25 protein-coding genes are annotated in these 26,323 nt (G+C 66.8%); 10 read left to right on the top strand and 15 right to left on the bottom strand.

The window, feature by feature from the left end; all coding sequences use genetic code 11:
- Positions 1 to 21 precede the first annotated feature (21 nt).
- Entirely contained in the window at positions 22 to 1,164 is a 1,143-nt protein-coding gene (locus tag ACE3TJ_RS09430) for an acyl-CoA dehydrogenase family protein (RefSeq protein WP_374595848.1), read from the top strand.
- A 6-nt stretch (positions 1,165 to 1,170) separates the two neighbouring features.
- On the opposite strand, the gene ACE3TJ_RS09435 is transcribed toward ACE3TJ_RS09430, so the two are convergent.
- Both ACE3TJ_RS09435 and ACE3TJ_RS09440 read right to left on the bottom strand, forming a co-directional pair.
- The gene (locus tag ACE3TJ_RS09435; RefSeq protein ID WP_374595849.1) at positions 1,171 to 2,544 is read right to left on the bottom strand and encodes a glutamate--cysteine ligase; all 1,374 of its coding nucleotides are present in this window, start codon (positions 2,542 to 2,544) and stop codon (positions 1,171 to 1,173) included.
- Positions 2,545 to 2,598: 54 nt separating this feature from the next.
- Positions 2,599 to 3,333: a 16S rRNA (uracil(1498)-N(3))-methyltransferase gene (locus ACE3TJ_RS09440; RefSeq protein ID WP_374595850.1), complete on the bottom strand. Its 735-nt coding sequence runs from the start codon at positions 3,331 to 3,333 to the stop codon at positions 2,599 to 2,601.
- Positions 3,334 to 3,362: 29 nt separating this feature from the next.
- Here ACE3TJ_RS09440 and ubiA point away from each other — a divergent pair, with 29 nt between their 5' ends.
- Together ubiA and ACE3TJ_RS09450 are read left to right on the top strand one after the other, a co-directional pair.
- Complete coding sequence (gene ubiA / locus ACE3TJ_RS09445) at positions 3,363 to 4,298, top strand: 4-hydroxybenzoate octaprenyltransferase (RefSeq protein ID WP_374595851.1); 936 nt, start codon at positions 3,363 to 3,365, stop codon at positions 4,296 to 4,298.
- A 33-nt stretch (positions 4,299 to 4,331) separates the two neighbouring features.
- On the top strand, positions 4,332 to 5,678 hold the full coding sequence (locus ACE3TJ_RS09450) for a TldD/PmbA family protein (RefSeq protein WP_374595852.1): 1,347 nt from the start codon (positions 4,332 to 4,334) through the stop codon (positions 5,676 to 5,678).
- 54 nt (positions 5,679 to 5,732) lie between these two features.
- On the opposite strand, the gene ACE3TJ_RS09455 is transcribed toward ACE3TJ_RS09450, so the two are convergent.
- Complete coding sequence (locus ACE3TJ_RS09455) at positions 5,733 to 6,161, bottom strand: CoA-binding protein (protein ID WP_374595853.1); 429 nt, start codon at positions 6,159 to 6,161, stop codon at positions 5,733 to 5,735.
- The gene (locus ACE3TJ_RS09460; RefSeq protein ID WP_374595854.1) at positions 6,142 to 7,200 is read right to left on the bottom strand and encodes a P-loop NTPase; all 1,059 of its coding nucleotides are present in this window, start codon (positions 7,198 to 7,200) and stop codon (positions 6,142 to 6,144) included. Before ACE3TJ_RS09460 ends, ACE3TJ_RS09455 begins: the two co-directional genes overlap by 20 nt.
- Positions 7,201 to 7,288: 88 nt before the next feature.
- On the opposite strand from ACE3TJ_RS09460, the gene hflK reads away from it, so the two are divergent.
- The 5 genes from hflK to ACE3TJ_RS09485 all read left to right on the top strand — a co-directional run bounded on the left by hflK (position 7,289) and on the right by ACE3TJ_RS09485 (position 12,745).
- Complete coding sequence (gene hflK, locus ACE3TJ_RS09465) at positions 7,289 to 8,332, top strand: FtsH protease activity modulator HflK (protein WP_374595855.1); 1,044 nt, start codon at positions 7,289 to 7,291, stop codon at positions 8,330 to 8,332.
- Positions 8,329 to 9,171, top strand: coding sequence for a protease modulator HflC (gene hflC, locus ACE3TJ_RS09470; protein WP_374595856.1), 843 nt, complete (start codon positions 8,329 to 8,331; stop codon positions 9,169 to 9,171). The genes hflK and hflC overlap by 4 nt, the downstream gene beginning before the upstream one ends.
- Before the next feature lie 5 nt (positions 9,172 to 9,176).
- Positions 9,177 to 9,371 carry a DUF2065 domain-containing protein gene (locus ACE3TJ_RS09475; protein WP_374595857.1) on the top strand — a complete coding sequence of 65 codons (195 nt, stop codon included), beginning with the start codon at positions 9,177 to 9,179 and terminating at the stop codon, positions 9,369 to 9,371.
- 70 nt (positions 9,372 to 9,441) lie between these two features.
- On the top strand, positions 9,442 to 10,995 hold the full coding sequence (locus ACE3TJ_RS09480) for a Do family serine endopeptidase (RefSeq protein WP_374595858.1): 1,554 nt from the start codon (positions 9,442 to 9,444) through the stop codon (positions 10,993 to 10,995).
- 127 nt (positions 10,996 to 11,122) lie between these two features.
- On the top strand, positions 11,123 to 12,745 hold the full coding sequence (locus ACE3TJ_RS09485) for a helicase HerA-like domain-containing protein (RefSeq protein ID WP_374595859.1): 1,623 nt from the start codon (positions 11,123 to 11,125) through the stop codon (positions 12,743 to 12,745).
- Position 12,746: 1 nt separating this feature from the next.
- Here the strand turns inward: ACE3TJ_RS09485 and ACE3TJ_RS09490 are convergent, their stop codons facing one another.
- Genes ACE3TJ_RS09490 through ACE3TJ_RS09520 form a run of 7 tightly spaced genes read right to left on the bottom strand, consistent with a single transcriptional unit; the run spans position 12,747 to position 19,937 of the window.
- Positions 12,747 to 13,172, bottom strand: coding sequence for a DUF3035 domain-containing protein (locus ACE3TJ_RS09490; protein WP_374595860.1), 426 nt, complete (start codon positions 13,170 to 13,172; stop codon positions 12,747 to 12,749).
- Positions 13,173 to 13,188: 16 nt separating this feature from the next.
- Positions 13,189 to 13,668, bottom strand: coding sequence for a signal peptidase II (gene lspA / locus ACE3TJ_RS09495; RefSeq protein ID WP_374595861.1), 480 nt, complete (start codon positions 13,666 to 13,668; stop codon positions 13,189 to 13,191).
- On the bottom strand, positions 13,665 to 16,514 hold the full coding sequence (ileS, locus tag ACE3TJ_RS09500; RefSeq protein WP_374595862.1) for an isoleucine--tRNA ligase: 2,850 nt from the start codon (positions 16,512 to 16,514) through the stop codon (positions 13,665 to 13,667). Before ileS ends, lspA begins: the two co-directional genes overlap by 4 nt.
- Before the next feature lie 5 nt (positions 16,515 to 16,519).
- A complete protein-coding gene (locus ACE3TJ_RS09505; RefSeq protein ID WP_374595863.1) occupies positions 16,520 to 17,449 on the bottom strand; it encodes a bifunctional riboflavin kinase/FAD synthetase in 930 nt (309 codons plus the stop codon).
- A gap of 24 nt (positions 17,450 to 17,473) precedes the next feature.
- Positions 17,474 to 18,631: a dipeptidase gene (locus ACE3TJ_RS09510; RefSeq protein WP_374595864.1), complete on the bottom strand. Its 1,158-nt coding sequence runs from the start codon at positions 18,629 to 18,631 to the stop codon at positions 17,474 to 17,476.
- Positions 18,631 to 19,146 (bottom strand): dihydrofolate reductase, encoded by a 516-nt coding sequence (locus tag ACE3TJ_RS09515; protein WP_374595865.1) that lies wholly within the window; start codon positions 19,144 to 19,146, stop codon positions 18,631 to 18,633. The genes ACE3TJ_RS09510 and ACE3TJ_RS09515 overlap by 1 nt, the downstream gene beginning before the upstream one ends.
- Positions 19,143 to 19,937 carry a thymidylate synthase gene (locus tag ACE3TJ_RS09520; RefSeq protein ID WP_374595866.1) on the bottom strand — a complete coding sequence of 265 codons (795 nt, stop codon included), beginning with the start codon at positions 19,935 to 19,937 and terminating at the stop codon, positions 19,143 to 19,145. Before ACE3TJ_RS09520 ends, ACE3TJ_RS09515 begins: the two co-directional genes overlap by 4 nt.
- A 128-nt stretch (positions 19,938 to 20,065) precedes the next feature.
- Here ACE3TJ_RS09520 and ACE3TJ_RS09525 point away from each other — a divergent pair, with 128 nt between their 5' ends.
- Together ACE3TJ_RS09525 and ACE3TJ_RS09530 are read left to right on the top strand one after the other, a co-directional pair.
- Positions 20,066 to 21,475 (top strand): glycosyl transferase family protein, encoded by a 1,410-nt coding sequence (locus ACE3TJ_RS09525; RefSeq protein WP_374595867.1) that lies wholly within the window; start codon positions 20,066 to 20,068, stop codon positions 21,473 to 21,475.
- The gene (locus ACE3TJ_RS09530; RefSeq protein ID WP_374595868.1) at positions 21,475 to 22,638 is read left to right on the top strand and encodes a hypothetical protein; all 1,164 of its coding nucleotides are present in this window, start codon (positions 21,475 to 21,477) and stop codon (positions 22,636 to 22,638) included. Before ACE3TJ_RS09525 ends, ACE3TJ_RS09530 begins: the two co-directional genes overlap by 1 nt.
- A 2-nt stretch (positions 22,639 to 22,640) precedes the next feature.
- Here ACE3TJ_RS09530 and ACE3TJ_RS09535 read toward each other — a convergent pair whose 3' ends face one another.
- The 4 genes from ACE3TJ_RS09535 to ada form a co-directional block, all read right to left on the bottom strand.
- Positions 22,641 to 23,714, bottom strand: a complete 1,074-nt coding sequence (locus ACE3TJ_RS09535; protein ID WP_374595869.1) for a diiron oxygenase — start codon at positions 23,712 to 23,714, stop codon at positions 22,641 to 22,643.
- A 22-nt stretch (positions 23,715 to 23,736) separates the two neighbouring features.
- Positions 23,737 to 24,441, bottom strand: a complete 705-nt coding sequence (locus ACE3TJ_RS09540) for a MerR family transcriptional regulator (protein ID WP_374595870.1) — start codon at positions 24,439 to 24,441, stop codon at positions 23,737 to 23,739.
- 80 nt (positions 24,442 to 24,521) lie between these two features.
- Positions 24,522 to 25,229, bottom strand: a complete 708-nt coding sequence (locus ACE3TJ_RS09545; RefSeq protein ID WP_374595871.1) for a 2OG-Fe(II) oxygenase — start codon at positions 25,227 to 25,229, stop codon at positions 24,522 to 24,524.
- Positions 25,226 to 26,314 carry a bifunctional DNA-binding transcriptional regulator/O6-methylguanine-DNA methyltransferase Ada gene (ada, locus tag ACE3TJ_RS09550; RefSeq protein ID WP_374595872.1) on the bottom strand — a complete coding sequence of 363 codons (1,089 nt, stop codon included), beginning with the start codon at positions 26,312 to 26,314 and terminating at the stop codon, positions 25,226 to 25,228. Before ada ends, ACE3TJ_RS09545 begins: the two co-directional genes overlap by 4 nt.
- Positions 26,315 to 26,323 lie beyond the last annotated feature (9 nt).

Here is a 26,323-nt window from a genome sequence, read left to right on the forward strand (position 1 = left end):
CGGCGGCGAAAGGAACCCTTCATGCTCGACACCGCCAGCCGCACCGCGTTCGACGAGGACCACGCGCTCTTCCGCGACAGCGTCCGCAAGTTCTTCGACCGCGAACTTTATCCCAACCTCGACAGGTGGGAGCACGAGGGCATCGTCGACCGTGCGTTCTGGCGCGCCTGCGGTGAGGCAGGGCTGCTCTGCCCGCAGGTACCCGAGGAATACGGCGGCCTCGGCCTCGACTATCGCTACAATGCCGTCATCGGCGAAGAGCTATGCTACGCTGGTTCCTCCGCGGGCATCACGCTCCACTCCGACATCGTAGTCGACTACATCATCAATTACGGATCTGAGGAGCAGAAGCGCCGCTGGCTCCCCGGCATGGTTTCGGGCGAGGTCATCACGGCGATCGCGATGACGGAACCGGGCGCAGGTTCCGATCTTCAAGGCGTGAAGACAACCGCGAAGCGCGACGGCAATCACTATGTCGTGAACGGCTCCAAGACCTACATCACCAACGGTCAGAATGCTGACCTCATCATCGTCGTCGCGAAGACAGATCCGGCGCTCGGCGCGAAAGGCACCTCGCTCATCCTCGTCGAAGCCGACCGCGATGGCTTCGCCCGCGGCCGCAACCTCGACAAGATCGGCCAGCACTCCGCCGACACATCCGAGCTGTTCTTCAACGATGTTAGCGTCCCCATCACCAACTGCATCGGCGAGGAGAACATGGGCTTCATCTACCTGATGAAGCAACTCCCGCAGGAGCGCCTGCAGATCGCGCTCTCCGGCCAGGCAGTCGCGCAGCGCGCCTTCGACGAAGCGGTCAAGTTCACCAAGGAGCGCAAGGCGTTCGGCAAGACCGTGTTCGATTTCCAGAACACCAAGTTCACACTCGCCGATCTCGCGACCAAACTGCAGATCGGCTGGGCACATCTCGACTGGGCGCTGAATCGCCACGTAGAAGGCAAGCTCACGGCCGCCGAAGCCTCAGCCGCCAAGCTCTGGCACACCGAACTGCAATGGGACGCCTGCGATGTCTCGCTCCAGCTTCACGGCGGCGCGGGCTACATGAACGAATATCCGATTGCCCGCCTGTGGCGCGATGCGCGCGTGCAGCGTATCTACGGCGGCACGTCGGAAATCATGAAAGAAGTCGTCAGCCGCGCCATCTAGGCGCGGCTAGAAACTCTCTTCTGCATAGACCTGCGATAGATCGCCCGCCCAGCGGCCGTGATAGGCGTCGAGCAATCGCTCGGCGGGCGTCTTGCCACTTTCGACGATCTCGAACAGCGGTGCGAGGAAGATCGCTTCGTTGTCGCCCGAGCTGTTGAGCCGTGCCCGCCGCGTCAGCCCCGCCTCGGCGATCGCGAGAATTTCCTTGCCGAGTTGCTGGAATGTGCGACCGCGCGGCCCCTTCGCTTGAAGGCCCAGCCTCGGCACCTCTTCGCGGATGCGATGATGATCCGCGATCGTCCAGTGCTTCACCATATCCCATGCCGCGTCGAGCGCCGTATCGTCGTAGAGCAGCCCCACCCAGAAGGCGGGCAGCGCGCAGATACGGTTCCAAGGGCCGCCGTCCGCCCCGCGCATTTCGAGGTAGGACTTGAGACGCACTTCCGGGAAAGCGGTCGAGATATGATCGTTCCAGTCGCCGAGCGTCGCGCGCTCGCCCGGCAGCGCCGCGAGCTTGCCGTCCATGAAGGCGCGGAAATCCTGTCCTGCGAGATCGACATATTTCCCATCGCGCACGGCGAAATACATCGGCACGTCGAGGATATAGTCTGCCCAGCGATCGAAGCCGAAACCGTCCTCGAACACGAATGGCAACATACCCGTGCGCGCAGCATCGGTGTCGGTCCAGATATGGCTGCGATAGCTGAGGAAGCCGTTGGGCTTTCCTTCGGTGAAGGGCGAGTTCGCGAACAGCGCCGTCGCGAGCGGCTGCAGCGCAAGACTGACGCGGAACTTCTTCACCATGTCCGCCTCGCTTGCATAATCGAGGTTGGTCTGGATGGTGCAGGTGCGCAGCATCATGTCGAGGCCGAGCGAACCCACGCGCGGCATGTGGCGCAGCATGATCGCGTAGCGCCCCTTGGGCATGATCGGCAGTTCGTCGCGGCGCTTGTCGGGCCACATGCCGAGGCCGAGGAAACCGAGGCCGAGCTCCTTGCCAACCTCCTGCACCTGCCGCAGATGCCGACCGGTCTCAGCGCAGGTCTGGTGCAGATTTTCGAGCGGCGCACCCGACAGCTCGAACTGGCCGGCGGGTTCGAGGCTGACGTTGCCGTCGTCACCCGCCAGGGCGATCACATACCCGTTCTCTTCGACCGGTTCCCAGCCGAAGCGCGTCATCGCCATCAGGAGGTCGCGGATGCCGCCTTCCTCGTCATAGGAAGGCGCGCGGTGATCGCTGGTGCGATACACGAACTTTTCGTGTTCGGTACCGATTCGCCAACGCTCCGCAGGCTTGCTTCCGCGTTCGAAAACGCTCAGCAAATCGTCTTTTGACTCGATGGGAAGGTCGTCCCCTTCACCGGCCTTGCGCGTGCTCATGGCGAGCGCTTAGCCGTCCTCGCGGCTGCGCGCCAGAGAGGAAATGAGCGAGGCTCAATCCCCCCGCCAATCTCCCGCAAGCGCCTGCCAGATCGAAACCGCCGCCGCCGCCGCCGTGTCGGCACGCAGGATGCGTGGGCCGAGTGAAACGCGCACGCACTGTGGCAGCGCCCGGATGGCTGCGCGCTCTGTGTCATCGAAACCACCTTCGGGGCCGATGAGGATCGCGGCCGGCGCCGCAATCCCCGGCAGGACTTTCGCGACCGGTTCGTCGCCCTCCTCGTCGCAGAAGATCAAGGCGCGCTCCGAAGGCCAATCGGCAAGCAGCGCTTTGAGCGGCGTGGGTTCACCAAGCTCCGGCAGGGCCGTGCGTTCGCACTGTTCGGCCGCCTCGATCATGTGCGCGCGCAGCCGGTCGAGCTTCAGATTGCCCACGACGGTGCGCCGCGTCACCGTCGGCACCAGACGTGCGACGCCCAGTTCGCAGGCCTTTTCCGCGAGCCAATCGATGCGACCCGCCTTGAGCGGCGCCGCGCAGAGCCAGAGATCGGGTACTACCTCGCGCGGCTTCAGCAGCGCCTCCGCACGCACCACCACCTCGCGCTTGCCGATGGCGGCGACCACCGCCTGCCATTCGCCGGTGCGGTCGTCGAAAAGGCGTGCGCCATCGCCTTCCCGCAGGCGCATCACGCGGGTGAGATAGTGCCCCGCAGCCGAAGGCAGCGGCAGCGTCTTCCCCGGCGCGAGCGGCGTATCCACGAACAGGCGGGGGCCCGGCTTGCTTGACAATGATCGATCACCCATGCTGACCCGCTAGCATGGAGACCCCGCCCCTGACCACGCCGGAACCTGTCGACCGCGCGACGCCCGATGCGATCTCGGGAAGCTGGGTCGAAATACTGCCCCGGTCGTGGAAGCCATACGCCCGGCTGGCACGCGCCGACCGGCCGATCGGTGCGTGGCTGCTGTTCTGGCCCTGCGCGTGGGGCACGGCGCTCGCAGGGGGCCTTCCGCAGGAAACCTACCTCGTCTTGTTGTTCCTCATTGGCTCTTTCGCGATGCGATCAGCAGGCTGTGTCTACAACGACATCGTCGACCGCGATCTCGATGCCAGCGTGGCACGCACGCGCGACCGTCCGCTGGCGAGTGGCGCCGTATCGCTGAAGGCTGCGTGGGCGCTGCTCGTCGGCCTGTCGCTGCTCGGCCTTGTCGTCCTGCTGCAACTGGGCGGCTTCGCGCAGGTAGTCGCGCTCGGCTCGCTGCTGCTGGTCGCCGGCTACCCGTTCATGAAGCGCATCACATGGTGGCCGCAGGCATGGCTCGGCCTCACCTTCAACTGGGGAGCGCTCGTCGGCTTCGCGGCTATCGCCGACAGCCTGCCGCCTGCGGCGCTCGCGCTTTATGCGGCGGGTCTGTTCTGGACGCTCGGCTACGACACGATTTACGCGCTTCAGGACATCGAGGACGATGCGCTCGCGGGCATCAAGTCCTCCGCGCGGCGGCTTGGCGGCAATGTGCGCGTGGGGGTCTCGGTCTTCTATACCATTGCGGTCCTCCTCCTTGCCGCCGCGCTTTGGTTCGCCGCACCGGGGCGGCCGCTTGTGCTCGCGGCGCTGCTTCCCGCCGCGTTCCATCTGCTGTGGCAGGTTCGCGCGCTGCGCAGCGCCGACACGGCGGGTGCGCTCCGCCTGTTCCGCGCGAACACGGTGACAGGGGCGCTGGTGTTCGCGGCCTGTCTCGCGACCGGACTTTGACGGACGCGCGCCGAGCGCTTATGCGCGGCAGCCATGCTTGATCCGAACGCCGCGCTCGACCGCCTCGACCACGCCATTGCCCGCGCGAAGGCGCTCGGCGCCGACGCCGCGGATGGGGTCTATTTCGGCGACATGTCGTCGAGCGTGCATGTGCGGCTCGGCGCGCTTGAAGACATCGGCCGTTCGGAGGCTGAGGAAATCGGCATCCGTGTCTTCATCGGCCACCAAAGCGCCAACGTCTCCTCGTCCGACCTCTCCGCCGCCGCGCTCGCCGCCGCCGCCGAGCGCGCAGTCGCAATGGCGCGTGAGGCGCCCGAGGATCGCTATGCGGGCCTCGCCCCGGCCGAGCGACTGACGAAAGGGCCGTGGGCCGCGCTCGATATCGATGACGGCGCGGACATTGCGGTCGAGGCGCTGCGTGCCCGTGCCCTCGCGGCCGAGGATGCCGCGCGCGCCGTGGAGGGCGTCAGCAATTCGCAGGGCGCTTCGGCCAGCAGCGGACGCGCGGTTTATGCGCTCGCCACCTCGCACGGATTTGCGGGCGCCTATTCGGGCAGTTCGTATGGCGTTTCCGCCTCGATCATCGCGGGGACCGGCGACGCGATGCAGCGTGACTACGCCTATCACAGCGCGCGGCACGATGCCGATCTGGAAGCGCCCGAGGCCGTCGGCCGGCTTGCCGGCGAGCGCGCCGTCTCCCGCCTGTCGCCCGCGAAGCTTGCAACGGGCGCGATGCCTGTGGTGTTTGATCCGCGCGTCACGGGTTCCCTCATCGGCCATTTCGCGGGAGCGATCAGCGGATCGGCGATCACGCGGGGCACCAGTTTCCTGAAGGACGCGCTGGGGGAGGATATCTTCCCGCAGGGCGTATCGATCATTGACGACCCGCTGCGCGTGCGCGGGCTCCGTTCTCGCCCGTTCGACGGCGAAGGCCTGGCGACGGCGCGCACGCGGCTCGTCGATGGGGGTCGCCTTACCGGGTGGCTGCTTGACAGCGCCTCGGCGCGGCAGCTCGGCAGCAGTCCATCCGGCCATGCCTCGCGCGGCGTCTCGGGCCCGCCGGGCGTTTCTACGTCCAACCTTTACATGGAGGCGGGCGCGCAGAGCCGCAGGGCGCTCATCGCGGATATCCGCCGCGGCGTACTCGTGACCGAGCTGATCGGCCAGGGCGTCAACGGCGTGACCGGCGACTACAGCCGGGGCGCGGCGGGGTTTCTGATCGAGGACGGCGAGATCGCGGGGCCGGTCGCCGAGATCACCGTGGCGGGCAATCTCAAATCCATGTTCCTGAACCTGACGCCGGCGGACGACCTCGTGTTCCGCTATGCGGTAAATGCTCCGACGCTGCGGATCGAGGGCATGACGGTCGCGGGAGCCTAAGTAGACGAAGTAGTCGGGCGGCGGTTGGGTTGCGCCCGGATTTCAAAGTATACGTCAGGCGACCTTCGGCACGCCGAGGCGGGGAATCGCGCGGGCGGGGCAATCGTCCATCACCACCTTGAGGCCGGCGGCTTCGGCCTTCGCGGCGGCTTCATCGTTGATGACGCCGAGCTGCATCCACACGGCTTTGGCGCCGATCGCGATGGCTTCGTCGACGACCGGTCCGACCGCATCGGAGCGGCGGAAGATATCGACCATGTCGACGGACCCGGGAACGTCGGGCAGCGAAGCGTAGACGGTTTCGCCGTGAAGCGTGGAGCCCGCGAGCGTCGGGTTCACGGGGATCACGCGGTAGCCGCGCCCCTGCAGATAGGCCATCACGCCGTGGCTCGGGCGGTCCGGGCGATCGGACGCGCCGACCATCGCGATGGTGCGGGTGGTCGTCAGCAGGTCGCGAATATCGTCAGCGGCGGTCAGCGGCACGTTCGGTCTCCTTCAATGTATCCAGCACCCGAACGGCGATGCGGCGGAAGGCGTTCCCTGCCGGGTCATCGCGAAGTGCAACGGGGGTGCCGGCGTCGCTCGCCTCGCGGATACCGATTTCAAGCGGGATGCCGCCGAGGAAAGCGAGGCCCATCGCCGCTGCCGCCGCCTCCGCGCCGCCGTGGCCGAAGATGTGGCTTTCGTGGCCGCACGCCGGGCAGTGGAAGGTCGACATGTTCTCGATCATGCCGAGGATCGGCACGCCGACCTTGCCGAACATCGCGACCGCTTTCTTCGCATCGATGAGCGCAAGATCCTGCGGCGTCGAGACGATCACCGCACCGGCGAGCGGCACCTTCTGCGCCATCGTGAGCTGGATATCGCCCGTGCCCGGCGGCAGATCGACGACGAGCACGTCGAGCGGGCCCCACTGCGTCTGCGTCAGCATCTGCATCAGCGCGCTCGACGCCATCGGTCCGCGCCAGACGACGGCGCGGTCGGGATCGGTCATCGCGCCCATCGAGACGGCCTTCAAACCGTGCACCTCGGCGGGCTGGATGAGCTTGTCGCGGAGCGTCAGCCGCTCCTGCCGCCCCATCAGCATCGGCACCGACGGGCCATAGATATCGGCATCGAGCAGCCCGACCCTGAGCCCCTGCGACGCCAGCGCGACGGCGAGGTTCGCCGCGACGGTCGACTTGCCGACACCGCCCTTGCCCGAGCCGACGGCGATGATGTGGCGGATTTCGGGAAGCGGCGCCGGTGCGGTCGGGTGCGGCCCCTGCGGCGCATCGCCGCGTTCGGCGGTGGTGATGATCCGCGCGCCCTCGACACCCGGCACGGACCGAAGCGCGGCGTCGACGCGCGCTTCCAGCGTCTTCGCGTCGTGCGGCGAAAGCCCGTCCACGGCGAGCACCAGCCCGGCCTGAGCGCTTCGGAGCACGATGCCCGAAACGCGCCCCGCGCTGACGATATCCTTGCCGGATACCGGGTCCGCCAGCCGCTCAAGCGCCGCGCGCAACAGGTCTTCGCCCGCCATTTTCACTCCTTGCTGGTCAGCATGTCTCGCAAATGCGCGGAGGCGTCCGTATATAGGCTGCTCATCGGAAGCAATCGACGGGTAGCGAATGCCTTGGGAGAACAACAGTAACAATTCCGGGCCCTGGGGCAGCGGCAACGGCAATGGGCCGCGCAACCCCTGGGGTGGCGGCTCGGGCGGCGGCTCCGGCGCCGGCGGCGGCAATCGCGGCGGCGGCGGACCCGATTTCGACGAGTTCATCCGCCGCAGCCAGGAACGGCTGCGTTCCGGCCTGCCCGGCGGCCCCAAAGGCGGTTCGATGCCATGGGGCTACGTGATCCTCGGCATCGTGCTCGTCTGGATTGCGTTCACATCCTTCTATCGCGTGGTGCCCGAGGAGCGCGGCGTCGTGCAGCGCTTCGGCGCCTATTCGCGCACGACGGGACCGGGCATGCACTTCAAGCTGCCCGCACCGTTCGAAACCGTGACCAAACCCGCGGTCGAAACCGTCGCCACGATCGACATTGGCACGACGGACGCCGCGACCGAAAACCTGATGCTGACCGGCGACCAGAACATCATCGACATCGCCTATGCGGTGCGCTGGAAGATCAAGGACCCGGTGCAGTTCCTGTTCCAGCTCGCCGAGCCCGAAACCACGATCCGCGAGGTCGCCGAATCGGCGATGCGCGCGGAAGTGGCACGTGTTCCGCTCAACGCCGCCATCGGTCCGCAGCGCGCGCAGATCGCCGAGCAGGTGCGGGTCCGCACACAGGAGATGCTCGACAGTTACAAGGCGGGCATCGACATCGTGGGCGTCGACATCAAGCAGGCCGACCCGCCCGCCGCCGTCGATACGGCGTTCAAGGACGTGTCTGCCGCGCAGCAGAATGCCGAGCAGTATCTGAACGAGGCGCGCCGCTATTCGCAGCAGCTCCTCGCGCTGGCGCAGGGACAGGCCGCCGCCTTCGATGCGGTGTACGAACAATATCGGCTGGCGCCGGAAGTGACGCGCAAGCGCATGTATCTGGAAACGATGGAAGAGGTGCTCGGCAAGGTGGACAAGACGATCATCGAGGCTGACGGCATCGTGCCTTATCTGCCGCTGCCCGAGGTCCGCAAACGCGCCGCCCCGGCGGGAGACGCGCAATGACCCTGCTCCGCAATCCCATCGCGCTCGTCGGCCTTGCCTTCCTTGCGCTGATCCTGATCACGACGTCGCTGTTCACCGTTTCCGAATCGCAGCAGGCGATCATCGTGCGACTCGGCAAGCCCGACAGGATCGTCAACCGGTACAACCCGAACGATCCCTTCGGCGCCACGGGCGCCGGGCTGACGCTCAAGGCGCCGTTCATCGAAAACGTCGTGTGGGTCGACAAGCGCATCCGCGATCTCGACATGCCGCAGCAGGTGGTGCTTTCCACCGATCAGCTTCGCCTTGTCGTGGATGCCTTCGCACGCTTCCGCATCGTCGATCCGCTGCGCATGTACCAGACCGTGCGATCGGAAGACCGCGTGGCCGACGAACTTTCGCGCATTCTCGGCTCGCGCCTGCGCAACGAGCTGGGCCGGCAGACCTTTGCAACGCTGCTCAGCCCCGAGCGCGGCCAGCTGATGGATACGATCCAGGAAGCCGTGAACCGCGAGGCGAGCCGCTATGGCGCCGAGATCGTCGATGTGCGCATCAAGCGTGCCGACCTGCCGCCGGGCGATCCGCTGCAGTCCGCATTCCTGCGGATGCAGACCGCGCGCCAGCAGGAAGCCGAATCGATCCGCGCGCAGGGGCGCAAGCAGGCGCAGATCATTCGCGCCGAAGCCGACGCCGAAGCGTCGCGCGTATATGCGCAGTCCTTTGGCAAGGATAAGGACTTCTACGCCTTCTACCGCGCGATGCAGGCGTATCGGACGACGTTCAACAACGGTAATGCCAGCGTGGTGCTGTCGCCCGACAATGAATTCCTGCGCGAGTTCCAAGGGGTCCGCGGCCGCTGATCCGTATGGGAAGCGATCTCCTTGCGGCGATCGGCCTCGCGCTCGTTCTGGAGGGCGCGGCCTATGCGCTGTTCCCCGATGCGATGCGAAGGGCGGCCGCGATGCTGTTTGCGCAGGGAGAAAGCACGGTGCGTATCGCCGGGCTCGGCGCGGTGCTCGCGGGTGTCGCGATCGTCGCGGCGGTGCGGTTGCAGGGATGAAGACATAAGGGGCAGATTGTATTGACGCCGGGCGGTGCTTACATGGCGTCAAGTTGAGGAGACGAGATACGTGCGTATCGCATTAGCCATGACCGGCGCGGCGGTTCTGTTTGCCAGCGCCGCGACACTTGCCCTTCAGGAACCGGGCCATGCCCAGCAAACGGCGCAGGAATCGCTGAGCGCGCAGCCGCAGGTGTCCGCCCCCGGCGGCGCGCCCGGCAGCTTCGCCGACCTGACCGCGCGGCTTCAACCCGCGGTGGTCAACGTTTCGACCACGCAGGAGATCGAAGTCGGCCGCCTACGCGGCATCCCGCGCCTGGCGCCCGGCACGCCGCTCGACGAACTGTTCCGCCGCTTCCAAGAACAGCAGCAGGACGGGCAGGAACCCGAGACGCGCGAGGCGCAGTCGCTCGGCTCCGGCTTCATCATTTCGCCTGACGGCTATGTCGTCACCAACAACCACGTCGTTACCGGACGTGGCGGCACCGAGCCTGTCGACAAGATCACCGTGACGCTTTCGGACCGCACCGAATATTCGGCGCGTATCATCGGCCGCGATCCGCTTTCGGACCTCGCGCTGCTCAAGATCGAAGGCAAGGACCTGCCCTACGTGCGCTTCGGCCAGTCCGAGCGCGTGCGCGTCGGCGACTGGGTGATCGCGATCGGCAACCCCTTCGGCCTTGGCGGCACGGTGACGGCGGGTATCGTCTCGGCGCTGCACCGCAACATCCAGGCGGGGCAATACGACCGCTACATCCAGACCGACGCATCGATCAACCAGGGCAACTCCGGCGGACCGATGTTCGACCTCGCCGGCAACGTGATCGGCGTGAACACGGCGATCTTCTCGCCCACGGGCGGCAATGTCGGCATCGGCTTCGCGATCCCGGCCGAGCAGGCCTCGCCCGTGATCGACCAGCTCCGCTCGATCGGCCGCGTGCGCCGCGGCTACCTCGGCGTCAGCATCCAGCCGGTGACGCCGGAAATCGCCTCCGCGCTCGGGCTCCAGAAGGATCGCGGCGAGATCGTCGCCAGCGTCGAGAACGACGGCCCGGCGAAGAAGGCCGGCATTCTTGCGGGCGACGTCATCACGCGCGTTAACAACCAGGAAGTCACCGTCGACAACACGCTGTCGTCGATCGTCGCGAACAGCGGCATCGGCAACCGCGTACCGATCGAGCTGTACCGCAAAGGCAAGCGTCAGACCGTGCAGGCGACGCTTGTGGAGCGGCCCGCCGAGATCGCCGCCGCAGGCAGTGAGAACGCGGCACCGGGTGACGACAAGGCGGCGAACGAAGCCACCGCGTCCGCGCGCCGCAGCCTCGGCATCACGCTCGCCGAACTGACGCCGGAAGTGCGCCGCCAGCTCGGCGTCGATAGCGATGTCGAAGGTGTCGTGATCGCCAGCCTGAACCGCAACAGCGATGCGGCCAAGCGCGGCTTGCAGCGCGGAGATGTGATCCTCTCGATCAACCAGCAGCCGACGAAGACGCCCGCTGCCGCTGCCGCCGCCGTGGATGCCGCGCGCAAGGCGGGACGCGACACGGTGGTGCTGTTCGTGAAGCGCGGATCGCGCCCGCCGCAGTTCATCGGCATCTCGATGATGGGCAAGGACGAAGGCTGAGCCCAAAGCGCTTCTGCAAGACACGAAACCCCGGCTTCGAGACACTCGCAGCCGGGGTTTTTCTTTTCCGACTTCCCGTTTTCACGCGACATGCTTTACTTGGGCGCAGGCGGACAGGGAGTTGGCGATGGGAACGATCTTCGTCGGGGCGGCGGGCGACAAAAGGCTCGAACTCGATCTGAAACGCGCCAACCGGCACGGACTGATCGCGGGCGCAACGGGCACCGGCAAGACGGTGAGCCTGCAGATCCTCGCCGAGGGCTTCTCGAAGGTCGGCGTGCCCGTGTTCATGGCCGACGTGAAGGGTGATCTCGCCGGGCTCGCGATGCCTGGTTCCGCGACGCACAAGGCGCACGCTGCGCTTCAGGAACGCGCCGCGAGCATGGGCGTCACCGATTATGCCTACGAGCCGTTCCCAGTGGTGTTCTGGGATTTGTTCGGCGAACAGGGTCACCCGGTGCGCACCACCGTCTCCGAGATGGGGCCGCTGCTGCTTTCCCGCCTGATGGGGCTCAACGAGACGCAGGAAGGCGTGCTCACCATCGCGTTCCGCATCGCCGACGAGGAGCAGTTGATGCTGCTGGACCTCAAGGACCTGCAATCGATGCTGACATACGTGGCGGACAATGCCGCGACGATCGGCACGCGCTACGGCAACGTCACCAAGCCGAGCGTCGGCGCGATTCAGCGGCAGTTGCTGGTGCTGGAGAACGAGGGCGGTGCGCGCTTCTTTGCCGAGCCCGCGCTCGACGTGAAGGACTTCATGAAGGTCGGCGACGACGGCCGGGGGCAGGTGAACATCCTCGCCGCCGACAAGCTCATGCAGAGCCCGCGGCTTTATTCCACGTTCCTGCTGTGGCTGCTCTCCGAACTCTTCGAGGCGCTGCCCGAGGTGGGCGACCCCGACCAGCCGAAGATGGTGTTCTTCTTCGACGAGGCGCATCTGCTGTTCGACGAGGCCCCGAAGGCGCTGCTCGAGAAGATCGAGCAGGTGGTGCGGCTGATTCGTTCGAAGGGGGTGGGCGTCTATTTCATCACGCAGAACCCGATCGACGTGCCCGAAGGCGTCGGCGGGCAGCTCGGCAACCGCATCCAGCACGCGCTCCGCGCTTTCACGCCGCGCGACCAGAAGGCGATCAAGGCCGCCGCCGAGACGTTCCGGGTCAATCCGGGGCTCGATGTGGTGACCGCGATCACCGAGCTGAAGGTGGGCGAAGCGCTCGTCTCACTGCTCGATCGCGACGGTGCGCCCGCGCCGGTGGAACGCGCCTTCATCCGCCCGCCCTGCTCGCGGCTCGGCCCGCTTACCGAGCAGGAGCGCAAGGTCATGATCGCGAGTTCGCCGGTCGCAGGGCGCTACGAAGAGACGATCGATCGCGAATCGGCGTTCGAGATTCTGAAGGGGCGGGCCGAACAAGCATTGGAAGAGTCGGAGGCCGACGCCGAGACAAAGGCCGAAGCGAAATCATCGGGCGGACGCGGCGGCAGCTGGTCGAACAGCATCCTCGGCAAGATCGCCGGTGCGGTGATCGGCGCGTTCGTGGCGAAGAAGGCGCGCGACTTCGGGGATAGTCTCGCGGGCAAAAAGCCATCGCGCCGGAGCGCCTCCGCGACCTCGACCGCTGTCGGAACCGCGGGCAGCCAGATCGGCTACGAGATCGGCAAAGCGATCGCCGGCCCAATGGGCGGGCGCATCGGCCGCGGCGTGCTCGGCAGCTTCAGCCGCGGGATGGCGAAGAAGATCGGCTGACCTAGATAGAAGCGCTCGCCGTCGCGGGGTCGGTGTTGCCCGGCTGCGCGTCGATGATCGTTTTCAGGAGCGCGCCCTTGTTGACGACCTCCGTGGCAGGATCGCCCGCCGTGGAGCGCGCCGACGGATCGGGGCGCGCGGCGCCTGCGTCATCGAGCAGCTTCTGTTCGCCGGCCGATTTCGGGGCCGGGCGCACGCCGGGGCCGAACAGCGCTTCCATCGCCTGCGTCTGCGCGTCGGTTTCCATCGGGCGCGGCGCACCGGGGCGCGGCGGCGCGAGGTTGTAGTCCGGCGGCACGACGAGCGGCGCAGCGCGGCCGATGGCGAACTCGTCCGGCGCATCACGCCCGAAGATGCCGCTGCTGCCGCAGGCGGAAAGGCCAAGCGCCGTGATCGCCACAAGAGCGGCGCGCGTCAGGGAAGACATGCTTTTCAACTCCACTTCATTCTGCTGCCGCAGACTTGCGTTCGAAGAACGCGCGCAGCAACAGGATTGCGACACCTATCGTAATCGCCGCGTCGGCGACATTGAAGACATAAAAGCTCCACGTCCCCACGTGGACGTGCACGAAATCGACGACGTAGCCGAAACGCACGCGATCGACGATGTTGCCGAGCGCCCCGCCGAGCACGAGCGCGAGCGCGAGAATGTCGATGCGGTTCGCTTCCTTGCGCATCCACCACGCGACACCCGCGGCGATGAGCGCGGTGACGCCGGTGAGAATCCAACGCTCCTTCGCGCCGTCCGCCTGGAGCAGCCCCATCGAGACGCCGCGATTTTCAACCCATGTGAGGCTGAGCACCGGCAGCAGGTTGATGCTGCCCTTCGCCTGCAGGCCGATGCCGGCAATGATCCACAGCTTCACGAGCTGATCGACGACGAAAATCGCCGCCGCGACGAGATAGCCCTTCGCCGCCGTCACGCGAGAACCTCCCCGCAGCGCACGCAGAGCTCGGTCGCGGGATCGACATCGCCGGTGTGACGCCAGCAGCGGGCGCACTTCTCGGCTTCGGTGCGCGTGACCACGGTGACGTCGCCGCCGTATTCGACCGCGCTGACGATCGAGACCTCGGCGAAGTCGGCGGCCGAGATGCCCGCGACTTCGGGGAGGCGCACGACAGCCTCGTTCGAAGAGCGGATCGTCTTTTCACGGCGGAACGGCTCGATCGCTTCGGTGACGCTTTCGCGCGCCGCGCGGATCGTCGCCCACTTCTGCCCAAGCGCCGCATTCAGCCACGCCGCATCGATCTCCGGCCAATCGAGCAGGTGCACCGAGCCGTCTTCGCTCGGGAAGCGGGCCTGCCAGGTTTCCTCGGCGGTGAACACGAGCACCGGCGCGAACCAGCGGGTGAGCGCGTGGAAGAGCGTATCCATCACCGTGCGGCAGGCGCGTCGTTTCGGTGACGTCACGGCGTCACAATAGAGGCTGTCCTTGCGCACATCGAAGTAGAAGGCGCTGAGGTCGTGGACGCAGAACGCCTGCAAAGCGGTCACGTAGCGCGTGAAGTCGTAGTCGTTCACGCACTGGCGCAGCTCGTCGCCGAGTTCGGCGAGGCGGTGCAGCACCCAGCGTTCCAGCTCCGGCATGTCGGCCGCCGCGATGCGCTCGGCCTCGTCGAAGCCGTCGAGCGCGCCGAGGAGATAGCGGAAGGTGTTGCGGACCTTGCGGTAGGCATCGGTCATGCCGCGCATGATTTCCGGGCCGATGCGGTGATCCTCGCGCCAGTCGACGTTCACCGCCCACAGGCGCAGCACGTCGCCGCCGCTTTCGCCAATCACTTTGTTGGGATCGATGGTGTTGCCGAGGCTCTTCGACATCTTGCGGCCCGACGCATCGAGCGTGAAACCGTGCGTGACGACCGCATCGTAAGGCGCGCGGCCGCGCGTGACGCAGGATTGCAGCAGCGAGGACTGGAACCAGCCGCGATGCTGGTCCGACCCTTCGAGATAGAGGTCGGCGGGCCAGCGCAGATCGGGCCAGCGGCCCGATTCGAGCACGAAGGCGTGCGTGCAGCCCGAATCGAACCACACGTCGAGAATGTCGCCGATGCGCTCGTAATCGTCCGCCTTGTAGCGATCCCCGAGGAAGACCTGCGGATCGGTGCCCGTCCACGCATCGACACCCTCGGCGCGGACCGCAGCGACGATGCGGGCGCTGACCTCCGCGTCGACGAGATATTCGCCAGTCTGCCGGTGCACGAACAGCGTAATCGGCACGCCCCACGCGCGCTGGCGCGAGAGCACCCAGTCCGGCCGCCCGGCGACCATCGCGCCGATGCGGTTTGCGCCGCGCTCCGGCACCCAGCGCACGCGCTCGATCTCCGCCATCGCGGTTTCGCGGAGCGTGCGGCCCTCACCCTGCGCGCTGCGGATGTCGGCTTCGGTCTTGCAGAGCGGGATCTGCGGATCGATCGGCTTGTCCATCGGCACGAACCACTGCGGCGTGCAGCGGAAGATCACCTTGGCCTTGGAACGCCACGAGTGGGGGTAGGAGTGTGGGTAATCCGCCGACGCCGCGAGCAGCGCGCCGACCTCTTTCAGCGCCGTGCACACGGGACCGTCCGGCGCGTTCACCTTGTAGACGTGATTGCCGCCGACGACCGGCCAATCCGCCTGATAGGTGCCGTCCGGCCCCACCACGAACTTCGGCTCGATCCCGTTCGCCTTGCACAGCCAGAAGTCGTCCTCGCCGTGGTCCGGGGCCATGTGGACGATACCCGTACCAGTATCGGTGGTGACGAAATCACCGGGGAGGAGCGGGCGCGGCTCAGCAAAGAAACCGCCGAGATGGTGCCACGGGTGACGGGCGACGGCGCCTTCCAGCGTTGAGCCCTTAATGCCCACGTGAAGCGGTTTCAGGTTATATTTCATACGGCTCGAAAGGCCGTCACGAAGATCGAAAGCGGCGACTACGTATTTCCCACGTAGACTCGTATCGTTGTGCTCAATCGGGTCGCCGATCTGGAACACTGCGTACTCAACATCCGGCCCATACGCCAAAGCCCGATTCACCGGGATTGTCCAAGGCGTCGTCGTCCAGATCACCGCGTACGCGCCGACCAGCTCCGGCGCGTTCGGCGCCTCGGTGATCTCGAACGCCACGTCCACCTGTGTGGAGACGATGTCCTCGTATTCGACCTCGGCTTCGGCGAGCGCGGTCTTTTCAACCGGCGACCACATCACCGGCTTCGCGCCGCGGTAAAGTTGGCCGCTTTCCGCCACCTTGAGCAGCTCGGCGACGATGATCGATTCCGCCTGGAAATCCATCGTGAGGTAGGGATTGTCCCAATCGCCGTTGATGCCGAGGCGCTTCAGCTGCTCGCGCTGGCGGTTCACCCAGTTCTGCGCGTAGGCGCGACATTCGGCGCGGAAGGCCTTGGGGTCGACCTCGTCCTTGTTCTTGCCCTTCTTGCGGTATTCCTCCTCGACCTTCCATTCGATCGGAAGCCCGTGGCAATCCCAGCCCGGAACATAGGGCGCATCCTTGCCGAGCAGCGTCTGCGTGCGGACGACCATGTCTTTCAGCACGTGGTTCAGCGCGTGGCCGATGTGCATGTCGCCGTTCGCGTAGGGCGGGCCATCGTGGAGGACGAACTTTTCGCGGCCCTTCCGCTCGGCGCGGAGGCGCTTGTAGAAGTCGAGGCCCTGCCAGCGGGCGAGCCATTTCGGCTCCGCCTCGGCAAGTCCGGCCTTCATCGGGAAATCGGTCTTCGGCAGGAAGACGGTGTCGCGGTAGTCTTTACGGGTATCGTCGCTCATATCGGGCATACGCCCTAGAGCAGCGCAGCGCGCGCGTCCACGATATCCTTGGCGATCTGGGCCTTCAGCACGTCCAGGCTGGCGAGTTTCATTTCCGGGCGCAGATGCGCGATCAGCTCGGTCTCGATGGTCTGCCCATAGAGATCGCCCGCATAATCGAACAGGTGGACTTCGAGCAGTTCCTTCGGCGGCGTGAACATCGGGCGGATGCCGAGATTCGCGACGCCTTCCACGACGCGCCCGTCCTCCAGCCGGCAGCGCACGGCATAGATGCCGTAGGCGGGACGGACATAGTCGCCGCCGATCGCGACGTTCGCCGTCGGCACGTCGATCGTGCGACCGCGCTTGTCGCCATGCTCCACGACCCCGCGAATGGCGAAAGGGCGGCCCATCAGCGCGGCGGCCTCTCGGCAATGCCCAGCCTGCAGCGCGGCGCGCGCGCGCGTGGAGGAGATGATCGCCGCGCCATCGTCGCGCACAGGCGCGACGGTCTCGGGGATGAGGCCGTGGGCGGCGCCCAGTTCAAGCAGCTTCGCCGTGTCGCCGCTGGCGCCGCGTCCGAAGGTGAAATCCTCGCCGGTGACGGAGCCGGTGAGGCCGAGGCGCCCGACGAGAACGCCGGATACGAATTCATCGGCCGGGAGCGCCGCGAACGCCGCATCGAAACGCAGCACCACGGCGGCATCCATGCCGAAGGATTCGAGAAGATCGAGCTTCTGGTCGGTCGTCGTCAGCGCGAAGGGCGGCGATTGCGGGCGGAACAGTCGCGCCGGGTGCGGATCGAAGGTGAGCGCGAGCGCGGGCAGGCCTTCGGCGCGCGCGCGATCCAACGCCCGCCCGACCACCGCCTGATGGCCGATGTGAAAACCATCGAAATTGCCGATCGCCGCGACGCCGCCGCGCAGGGCTTCGGCAAGCGGCGCATCCCCCGTGATGCGTTTCATGGCCGCTCTGCTATCCCGCCCGGCCTAGCGCGGCAAGGTGGCGCGGAGTACGCGGAGCACGTTGCCGCCCATTGCCTTCCGGATTTCGCCTTCGGTGAAGCCTTGATCGATCAGCGCCTGGGTGACCGCCGGCAGGTGCGCGGCATCGACGCCCACGGTCGTCGCGCCGTCCCAGTCCGATCCGAGCGCGACATGATCGATGCCGACGAGGTCGCGCACGTGCCGCATCGCACGCGCCGTCGCCTGCGGGGTCGGCTCGCACACAGCGGCATCCCAGAAACCGATGCCGACGACGCCGCCGGTTGCGGCGATACCCCTGATTTCCTCGTCGGTAAGATTGCGGTTGGTGTTGCACGTCGCCTTGACGCCGCCGTGGCTGTAGACGACCGGCTTCGTCACCAGCTTCAGCGCCTCTGCCACGGTCTTGTGGCTGGCGTGGGCGAGATCGACGACCATGCCCTTCGCCTCCATGCGGCGGATGACGTCGCGGCCGAGCGGGGTGAGCCCACCCTTTTCAAGTCCGTGCATCGAGCCTGCGACTTCATTGTCGAAGAAGTGCGTGAGGCCCGCCATGCGGTAGCCCGCATCGAAGAGCACATCGACGTTGCCGAGCTTGCCTTCGAGGTTCTGCAGCCCTTCGATCGAAAGCAGCGCGCCGGTCGCGGTCCTGTCTGCAAGCAGCGCATCGAGATCGCGGACGGTCTGCACGAGCCGGTAGCCCTTCGCGCGCTGCATCCGCTCGGCGTGCCAGAGCGAACGCTGGAGCAACGAATCCCACGTGCGCGGCGGCTGGAGCTGCGCGATGGCGAGCATGGTGATGTTGTCGGTATCGGCGCCGTTCGCCTCGTAATTCTGGCCCTTCGGCGTCTTGGTGACGGAGGAGAACACCTGCAGCTTGACGTTGCCGTCCTGAAGCCGCGGCAGATCGACGTGGCCACGCTCGGCACGCGCTTCGGGATCGCGTTTCCAGAGCAGCGTGTCGGAATGAAGGTCAGCGATCACGAGCCGGTCGTGGAGTGCCTGCGCGGCGGGGCTCACGGTCCATTCGCCCGACCCCGCGATGCGGTTCATCGACCGCTCCGCGATGCCCGGCGCGAGGCCGAAGAACAGCACGGCGGCGAGCACGACCAGCGCCGCCACGATCCACGGCCAGCGCCGCCTGCGCACCTTCGCCTTCGCCATCAAGCCGCCTCCAGCGTCACGAAATCAAAGGCGGGGTGCGTCTCCCCCGCCGGATGAACTTCGCGGAAGGTCTCACGCCAGCGCGCGGGATCAAGCTCTGGAAAATAGGTATCGCCTTCGGGCGCGGCGTGGATTTCAGTGAGCTCGATGCGCGTCGCGAAGGGCAGCGCCTGCGCATAGATTTCCGCGCCGCCCACCACCATGATCGCATCGGCGCGCGTGCGCGGATCAAGCCCCGCTGCCGCAATCGCTTCGGCGAGGTTCGGCACCACAGTCACGCCGTCGGCCTGCCAGCCCGGCTGGCGCGTCAGCACGATATTGTGGCGACCGGGGAGCGGCTTTCCGATCGATTCGAAGGTCTTGCGGCCCATGATGACGGGCTTTCCCACCGTGATCCGCTTGAAGCGCTTCAGGTCTTCGGAAAGATGCCACGGCATCGCGCCGTCCTTCCCGATCACTCGGTTGTCGGCACGCGCAACGACGAGAACAATGTCCGGCCTGTACGTGGGGGTCACACCGCCACCGGCGCCTTGATGTGCGGGTGCGCTTCATAGCCGACGAGTTCGAAGTCTTCGTAGCGGAAGCCGAAGATGTCCTTCACGTCCGGGTTGATGCGCATTTCGGGGAGCGCCATCGGGCGGCGCGTCAGCTGCAGATCGGCCTGATCGAGGTGATTGAGGTACAGGTGCGCGTCACCGAAGCTGTGGATGAATTCGCCCGGTTTCAGCCCCGTCACCTGCGCCATCATCTGTGTGAGGAGCGCGTAGGAGGCGATGTTGAAGGGCACGCCGAGGAACACGTCGGCGCTGCGCTGGTAGAGCTGGCAGGAGAGCCGGCCCTCGGCGACGTAGAACTGGAACAGGCAGTGGCAGGGCGGCAGCGCCATGCTGTCCACCTCCGCGACGTTCCATGCCGATACGATGAGGCGGCGCGATTCGGGATTGCGGCGGATCATCTCGACGAGGTTCGAAATCTGATCGATCACGCGCCCGTCCGGCGTTTCCCAGCGGCGCCACTGCTTGCCATAGACGGGGCCGAGCTCGCCTTCGCTGTCCGCCCAGTCATCCCAGATCGAGACGCCGTTCGCTTTCAGGTAGCCGATGTTGGTGTCGCCCGCGAGGAACCAGAGCAATTCGTGCACGATCGATTTCAGGTGCAGCTTCTTCGTCGTCAGCATCGGGAAGCCGTCGGCGAGATCGAAGCGCATCTGGTGCCCGAAAACGCTGAGCGTGCCGGTGCCGGTGCGGTCGCCGCGCTCCGTGCCGTGACGGCGGACGCGGGCGAGAAGATCGAGATATTGCTGCATGGGGAGAGATATACGCCGGGGAAGGGCGCTTGGCGAGCACCACAAATCCTTCAAAATTAAGGACTTGCCGAATCGATGCGAACAGCTTTCATTACGGACGCGTTTCTGAACGGGGGGATCGTTCAGCCTTGTTGGATTTGTACGTCTGGCTCGCCGGATACTGGCTGCTGACGCGAGAGCTGTTGCTTCTCGCGGCGGCGGGCGTTGCCGTGTCGAGTCTCGACGACCTTCTTTTCGACGCCCTCTATTTCGCGCGTCAGATCTGGCGGCGGATGACGGTCTACCGGGTCTGGGAGCGCGCCGATGCGAGCTCGCTGAAAGGCCCGGCGGCGGATGCGCCGATCGCCGTGTTCGTGCCCGCGTGGGACGAAGCGGACGTGATCGGGCAAATGCTCGCCACCTTCGCGCGCACCATGCGGCATCCGCACTACCGCATCTTCGTCGGGGTCTATCCGAACGACCCCGCGACACGCGCTGCGGTCGCATCGGCGGGCGATCCGCGCATCGAAATCGTCGTCGCGCCGCACCCCGGCCCCACCACGAAGGCCGACTGCCTGAACGCGATCTGGCGCGGCATGGAAGCCCACGAGCGAGCGCAGGGCGTGCGTTTCAAGGCGGTCGTGCTGCACGACGCCGAAGACGTCGCGCACGCGCGCGAACTCGACGTCATCGACTATCTGATCCCCGCGAAGGCCATGGTGCAGTTGCCTGTCGTGCCGTTTGCCGATCCGCAGTCGCGCTGGATCGCGGGGCATTATCTCGACGAGTTCGCCGAGAGCCACACGAAGGACATGGTCGTGCGCGAGGCGATCGGCGCGGCGCTGCCCGCCGCCGGGGTCGCGTGCGGGTTCGAGCGGGAGATGATGGGGCGCATCGCGGTAGCGCTCGGCGGCGCGCCGTTCGACCCCGATTCGCTGACCGAGGACTACGAACTCGGCCACCGCATCCACGCGCGCGGCGGCAAGGCCGTGTTCGTGCGCATCCCGGGTACGCGCGGCGAGCCGCATGTGACGACGCGCGAGCACTTCCCGGCGACGCTCGAAACCGCCGTGCGGCAGAAGTCGCGCTGGCTGCTCGGCATCGCGCTCCAAGGCTGGGACCGGATCGGCTGGCAGGGCGGCCTCGCCGCGCGCTACATGCTGATGCGGGACCGCAAGGCGCTTTTGAACGCGCTCGTCGTGATCGTCGCCTATGTGGCGGCGCTCGCCTACGCAGCCGCGATCGTGCTCAAGAGCACGGTGCCGGACGCGCGCCTGCTGCCCGCCGTGGTCGAGCCTGGCTCGGCGCTCCACGGGCTGCTTCGCCTCACGACCATCCTGCTGGCCTGGCGGCTTGCCATGCGCATGATGTTCACAGGCCGCCAGCACGGCATCATCGAAGCCGTCCGCGCCCTGCCCCGCGCCTTCATCGGCAACATCGTGAACTTCCTCGCAGCGCTCAGGGCCTCCGCGCTCTATGTGCGCGGCGCGATTCGGAAAACGGCGCCGGTGTGGGAAAAGACCGCGCACCGGTTCCCGGAAACGGTGGCGCACGACTGATGCGCCCCGTCCGCGCCTTCGCCATGCTTTCGGTCACGCTCGCCATGTGGGCGGTCTGGCGCTTCGATGAAGCCAGCGTGACCTATGCGGCGATGCTTTCGGCGCGGCGAGGGGCGGCCGCAACACAGGCGCGATCTGCCGAACCCGTTCCCGCCGTACACGCGCTTGTGCCGCTCGCTATTTCCGACGCACCCGCGCTCGCCGGACGGCTCGTCGCGATGCATTCCGCGCCTGAGCATGGTGCGAAAACGATGATCGCAGGCGCCGCTGCGTCGCCCGACGCACACCGACCGGACACCGCGAGCGGCGCTCCGCCGGTGTCCGCATCCCGGCTCGACAGCATGGACACGGCATTCGGAAGCGCGGAAGCCGCCTATCGCGCGCTCGCCGGGGGCGACAGGCGTGCGGCCGCACAGGGATTTACGTCTGCGCTTGCTGCCGATCCCCGACACCCGAATGCCGCAGCCTGGCGCGCTGAGCTTTCCGCACTGCGCAAGCGCTGGCGCATGGACGCCTACAGTCTCGTTCGCGAGGGCGCCTCCGGCCTCGTCAGCGACCGGCCGCTGCTCGGTGGCGGGCAGAGCGGCATCCGGCTCAGCTACGCGCCCGATCCGCTGGCGCGGCACCCGGTCGAACTCTTTGGCCGTGCAGCGATCGCGCACGACGGGCTCAGCCCCAAAGGCCGCAGCGCGCAGGCGGCGATCGGTGCCGCGTGGATGCCGCTTGGGCGGGGCGGGCCGGCTGTCGGCGTGGAACGACTGATCGCGCTTGGCCGCGAGGGACGGGATGCTTGGGCCATCCGCGTCTCCGGCGGCGCGTGGCACGCGGCGGACGCGCAGCTCCCGCTCGATCTCAGTGCCTATGCCGAAGCCGGTATCGTCGGCGCCAACAGGCGGGACGGATTTGCAGGCGCGCAAGCGTTCGCGCTCTATCCGGTCGCAACGCGCAAGGGGACGCGGATCGGCATCGGCGGCGGCGTATGGGGCAGCGTGCAGGACGGCGAGACCCGCACGGCCTCGCGCCTCGAACTCGGTCCCGGCGCACAGCTTTCCCAACAGATCCGCAAGGGCACGATCGAGCTGCGCGGTGAATACCGGTTCCGCATCGCGGGCGATGCCGCGCCGGGCAGCGGTCCGACCCTCACCGTCGCGACGCGGTTCTGAACCTATTCGGCGGCGACCCCGGCAACCTCCTCGATATTCCTGCGGCGCGCGTCGAAATCCTCGGCGATCTTCTCGTCGTTCGCCTGCAGCGCATCAACATCGACATTCACGTAATCGAGGACGCCCATCTGGGCATAACCGCGCTGCACGGTCTCGCCCCACAGGCCGATGTCGGCAACGACGGGAACGATGCGGTTGAAAAGGTGGTTGCGGAAGTTGCGCGCACCCTCGCTCTCATCCGCCCAGGCGATGCACTCGCCAACGTCAAGGCCAAGAGTCTCGTAGACCTCGCGCGACTGGAACCGGTCGCGCATGTGATAACAGGCCTCGACGAGGAACTCCTCGCGCTCCTTCCTCTCCGCCGCCGTCAGGTGCGGGTAGTATTCGCGCAAGGTGAGGCGGCCGAAGGCGACGTGACGCGCTTCATCCTGCATCACATAGGCGTTGACGGCACCGGCGAGCGGTGAGGTCGACATGTCGCGGATGCCCGCAAACGCGGCGAGCGCCAGCCCTTCGATCACCACCTGCATCCCAAGGTAGGTCATGTCCCAGCGCTTGTCCTCAAGCACCTGTTCGAGCAGCGTCGCGAGCGGGCCGGTGATCGGATAGCTCATGCCGATCTTCTCGATCAGGTGCTTGTACGCCTCCACATGCCGCGCCTCGTCGATCGTCTGCGTGGAGGCGTAGAACTTCGCTTCAAGGTCGGGCACCTGCTGCACGATTTTCGCCGAGCAGATGAGCGCGCCCTGCTCGCCGTGCAGGAACTGCGAGACCGACCACGCCTGCATGTTGCGGCGCAGCTCTACGCGGTCCTTCGCCGACATCTTCTCCCACATCGGCGACCCGAAGATGCCGATGGTCTGCTCCGGCATACCCTGCGGATTTTCCCAATCGAGATCCTGCGACCAGTCGATGCGATCGGCCGCATCCCACTGCATCTTCTTGCCCTTGGCATAGAGGCTGAGGAGATCGCTGCGATCATCGGAATATTCGAAATCGAAAACCGTCTTGAATTCCTGCGCAACGTTCCAGGTCGGGCCGTTCGGGGTCAGCCGGTACAGATCTGAAAAAGCCATGCTGTATCCTCTTCCCAATGGATCATATGTTGTCGTTGGCGATCCTGCGCCGCGCCTCCAGCTGACGGAGGATTTCCCGCGTCCGCATCAGGCTCAGCATTTCATTGATGGTGGAGATGCCGCGCTCGGCCATGATCAGCGCTTCCTCGTCGCCGATCTTGCCCGCCGTGTTCTCCAAGAACAGGCGCATTTCCTGCCCCACGAGCCATTCGACGAACTGCGCGTACATAGCGCCGCCGCCGACAAAGCCGCGTTCCTCGGTGAAACCGATGACATTCAGTTCCCTCAGGCAGCGTGCAACGGCAAGATCGCGCGGCCCGAAGCGGCCGTCGCGATCGGGGCAGAGCACACCCTCCTCCACCGCGCGGCCAAGCTCTTCGATCGTGAAGCCGGTCTGGGCGGCAAGCTCTTCAAGCGTTACGCCCTCGCCGCCGGTATCGAGCCGAGCGCGCAGCATGGCATCGAGATCGGGAAAGGCGTCGGCGTGGAGCCAGCGGTCGCCATCTTCCCCATCGAGCAGCGTGCGGATGATCGCGAGCGGCAGGAAGCGTTCCTCCTGCAGGCGCTTGATCGCCTTCAGCCGCGCGACGTGCATGTCGTTGTAAAAGGCGCTGTTCGCGCTCGCACGGTCGGGTTCGGGGAGCAGGCCTTCGCGGATGTAGAAGCGGATGGTTTCCCGCCCCACGCCTGTCAGCCGTTCAAGTTCGCGCATTCGCACGTCGTGCATCTCCCTCCTGAGCGCGACTCGGAAGCTATCAGATTTTGCGGAGTTGTAATACGCAAAATCTGATAGGGCCCCGCCTCGCTTCAGAGCGCGTCGTGAAAGATGATCCCGAGCGTGCGCCGCGCGCCGCGTTCGATGCTGGAAACGCCGTGGCGAAGCTGCGTTCGATACGCGCCGCGCGGACCCTGCCGCGGCCGGTCCCGCACCGGCAGGATCGTGACCGCGCCCTGCGGCGCCAGCACCGCCTCGCAGCGCGACTGGCGGCGCGGGCGGTTTTCCACGAGCACGAGCGCACCGCCATCGAAATCCGCGCCCGGCCGATCGAGCTGGACGACCGCCTGCAGCGGGAAATGCACCGGGCCGTACAAATCCTGATGCAGGCAGTTGTAGTCGCCGGGCCCATAGCGGAGCAGAAGCGGCGTCGGCCGCACCTGCCCGGCGGCGCGGCAGCGTTCGAGCAACGCCGCGTGCGTCGGCGGCCAATCCGCAGGCGTGCCGAGCCGGGCTGCCCAGCCATTCGCGATCCGCGCGAGGTGCGGATAAAGCGCCTCTCGCAGCGCCGCGACGACGGGCGGCAGCGGGTAGGCAAAGTAGCGGTAACTGCCCTGCCCATAACCGTGCCGGCCCATCACCACCGTGCTGCGAAACGCCGCGTCGTCGCCATAGCGCGCTGCGAGCGCGGCACATACCTCTGCATCCAGCAGCGGCGGCGTCACCGCATAGCTGCGCTCTTCGAGCATGGCTTCAAGCGCCGTCCAATCGAGCGCGTCGACACTCTCGGCGTGTGTCACGCCGCCCGTCCCCGTCGGCGCTCGGCCTCCAGCAGCGTGCGTTTCCGTTCCACACCCCAGCGATAGCCGCCGATGCCGCCGTCGCCGCGCAGAACGCGGTGGCAGGGCACCAGCACGGCGACCCGGTTCGCACCGCAGGCGGACGCCGCGGCGCGGACGGCGCTGGGCGCGCCGATCCCGGCGGCGACTTCCGCATAGGAGACGATGGTGCCGCTCGGCACGCTGAGCAGGAAGCGCCAGACCTTCATCTGGAACGCCGTGCCGCGCAGATCGACGGGGATATCGGGATGCGGCGCACCCTCCGCGAGATGCGCCCGAAGCGCATCGATCCAGGCATCGAGCTGCGGCGACGCCGTGGCATCCGAGGGCACGATATCGGCGCGCGGGAATTCGGCCCGCAGCCGCGCGACGAGCGCGCTTTCATCGTCACCGAAATTGACCGCGCAGACGCCCCGCGCCGTCGCCGCCATCAGTAGCAGGCCAAGACCGGTGGAGCGGCACGCCCACGCGATCGTCTCGCCCGCACCGCCCGCGCGGTAGGCCGCAGGGGTCATGCCGAGATGGCCGTCCATCCGCTCGTAAGCGCGGCTCGTCGATCCGAAGCCGGCCTCGAAGATCGCGCCGGCGACACCGTCGCCGTCCTTGAGGCTTGCCTTCAGCCGCTTCATCCTGAGCGCGGTCTGGAACGCTTTCGGGCTGACGCCGATCACCGCCGTGAACGCCCGCTGCACCTGGAAGCTGCTGAGCCCCGCGATCTCCGCGAGGCGGGCGAGCGGCAGCGGTGTGTCGGCGTGCGCCTCGATATAGCGCGCGAGCGATGCCATCCGGTCCGCCGCCGGATCGCGCCCCTCGAGCGCGCCGGGACGGCAGCGCAGGCACGCCCTATAGCCATCCGCCTCGGCAGCCGCACCGTTTGCATAAAAGCGCACGTTCTCGCGCTTCGGCGTCCGCGCCGGGCACGATGGGCGGCAATAGACACCCGACCGTTTCACGGCATAGACGAACCGCCCATCGAACGCGCGATCCCGCCGCACGACGGCATCCCAGAATTGCGGCTGATCGGCCAATTCCGTTTCCATGATCATCTGCTCCTC

It is taken from the genome of Sphingosinicella sp. (genome assembly GCF_041916975.1).
Taxonomy (GTDB): Bacteria; Pseudomonadota; Alphaproteobacteria; order Sphingomonadales; family Sphingomonadaceae; genus Sphingosinicella.